General features: G+C 54.4%; 1 protein-coding gene. It reads right to left on the bottom strand.

The window, feature by feature from the left end:
* Window positions 1-228: 228 nt before the first annotated feature.
* A complete protein-coding gene (locus AQ996_RS09485) occupies window positions 229-1,620 on the bottom strand; it encodes an AAA family ATPase (RefSeq protein WP_055252697.1) in 1,392 nt (463 codons plus the stop codon).
* Window positions 1,621-2,019 lie beyond the last annotated feature (399 nt).

The following is a 2,019-nucleotide window of genomic DNA, read 5'->3' as shown; positions in this document are numbered from 1 at the left end:
CATTCGTCACCTTCATTACTCCAACGACGAATTCTAGGCGGTGTCCCTGTCCTTTCAAGAAAGGCCAGAGGCGGGGCATGCCCCGCCTCTTACACCACATCTCTGTGCGCTACCCGCTCCAGGCCTCTACCGGAAAATGCGTCCCACTCTGAGGCCGAAATCTGGGATGCGCTTTCCGCCAAAGGGAAAGCGCGTCCCATTCCGAGCATCACATCAGAGCGCGCTTGGTTATCTCCGCTCGCACATCTCGGCAAACGAGATCAGCTTGACGTCTCCCCTGCTATCCGCGGCATCCCGACATCCCTGCGTAAAGCCGCTTTTTGAGAATAGTGCATAGCTTTTTCGTTGCCGTCTAAAGAGCTCGCTTCGGTGCACGAGCTTTTGCAGCACGTCTTCGCCCACCGGTTCATTGCGCCATTTGCACTCCGCAAACAGAGCAGTGCCCTCGCCATCGTCAACAATTAAGTCGATTTCTTCCTGCGTATGCGTGCGATTATCCGTCCCCCACCAGCGCCCGACGCTCGCCGGAACCACATCGAGCCGGCCTGCGCGCGCGAGTTCGTACACATATTGCCTGCATATAAGCTCAAAGACCGTACCCATGTAATCCGATACGTGCGACTCAATGCGTTTATACGCCATCTCGGCCATATCGTTTTGAATCAGCCCGATGTTCTGCGGAACAAACTTGTACCAGAACCTAAACATCTGATCGCTCAGCAGATACACGGCTCGCTTATTGCTCGTCTCGTTTAGGGGCAGCTCGCGCTCGACAATCCCAAGCGACGCCAGCTTATCCACATAGCTCTTTACATTGCTCGCAGGGATTCCCGTAGAGCTCGCAATCTCCGAGATCCTCGAGCGCCCCTGAGCAATTGCTTGCACGATCGCATCATATTGCTCAGGATTGCGGCACTCTTGCAATAGCAGGTTACTCGGCTCCTCAAAGAGATAGCCCGTAGGAGTAAGAAAAAGACGTTTGATGTTATCCTTGAGCGGTGCGGCAGGATCGACTTTCTCGATATATGCAGGAATGCCGCCCGTCATGCCATAGCAAACTGCAGCATCTTCGCGACTCATGCTCTGCCACAGGCCGAGGGTCGTCGTAAAATCGAGCGGCATGATCTTAAACTGGGCCGTACGCCTACCGTATAGCGGACTCTCGTAGCCCAACACCTGTTCCTCCATAAACGAAAGAGACGAGCCGCATAGGATCAGCATGAGCCTGGTCTCTTTGTACAAGTGGTCGATCTTGTCTTGCAGCAACGAGCTGATTTCGGGATTCGATTGGGCGAGATAGGGATACTCGTCAATCACGACAACCAAACGTTCCGTGCGAGCCATGGTGGCCAATGCATCGAACGCTTCGTCAAAACTACGAAACGACACGTCTGCGGCACCAACCGAGCCTGCAAGTATCGCCTGGCTAAAGCCGTGCAGGTTTGCTTCCGCATTGGTACGACGAGCTTGAAAGTAAATAGCCTTCTTGCCTTGGATGAACTCTGTGATAAGGCGCGTTTTACCCACACGACGGCGGCCGTAAATCACAGGCATTTCAAAGGAGCCCGTGTCATACAGTCGATTGAGCTCGGACATTTCCACTGTTCTTCCGATAAACATAGGGCCATCCTTCCTTTACGTTATAGCTAGCTATATTATACCTTCCTATAATATGTCTAGCTATAACGTAATTCGATAAGCGGAGCACGAAAAGGGGCGGTACACCCCCGCACGTGGACCGTTCCGGAAAATGTATCCCGTTCTGGAGCCAAAAACTGGGCCGTAGTTTCCGCCAAGCATCCCATCCGGAAAGCGTGTCCCGTTCTGAGCGACAATTCCGGGACACAGCTTCCGCATGCGATCGCGTGCGCGGACGTGGTGTAAGAGTGTCCCGAGGTCCGTCGCTGCAAGTCCCGATATTACTCCTTCTTGAGACCGCGCCTCTCGACTATCTCGTCCACTATCTCCCTGGCGCGCCTCCCGAGTGCGCGACGTCTCCCCTCTGTCGGGGCCGGCCTG

The sequence above is a fragment of the Collinsella aerofaciens genome, from assembly GCF_001404695.1.
Lineage (GTDB): Bacteria > Actinomycetota > Coriobacteriia > Coriobacteriales > Coriobacteriaceae > Collinsella > Collinsella aerofaciens_E.
This window is presented reverse-complemented; position numbering and strand designations above follow the sequence as displayed.

What these genes read in the sequence shown, in the direction of transcription:
- AQ996_RS09485 (WP_055252697.1), bottom strand. Translation starts at nt 1,620, where the DNA reads ATGTTTATCGGAAGAACAGTGGAAATGTCCGAGCTCAATCGACTGTAT.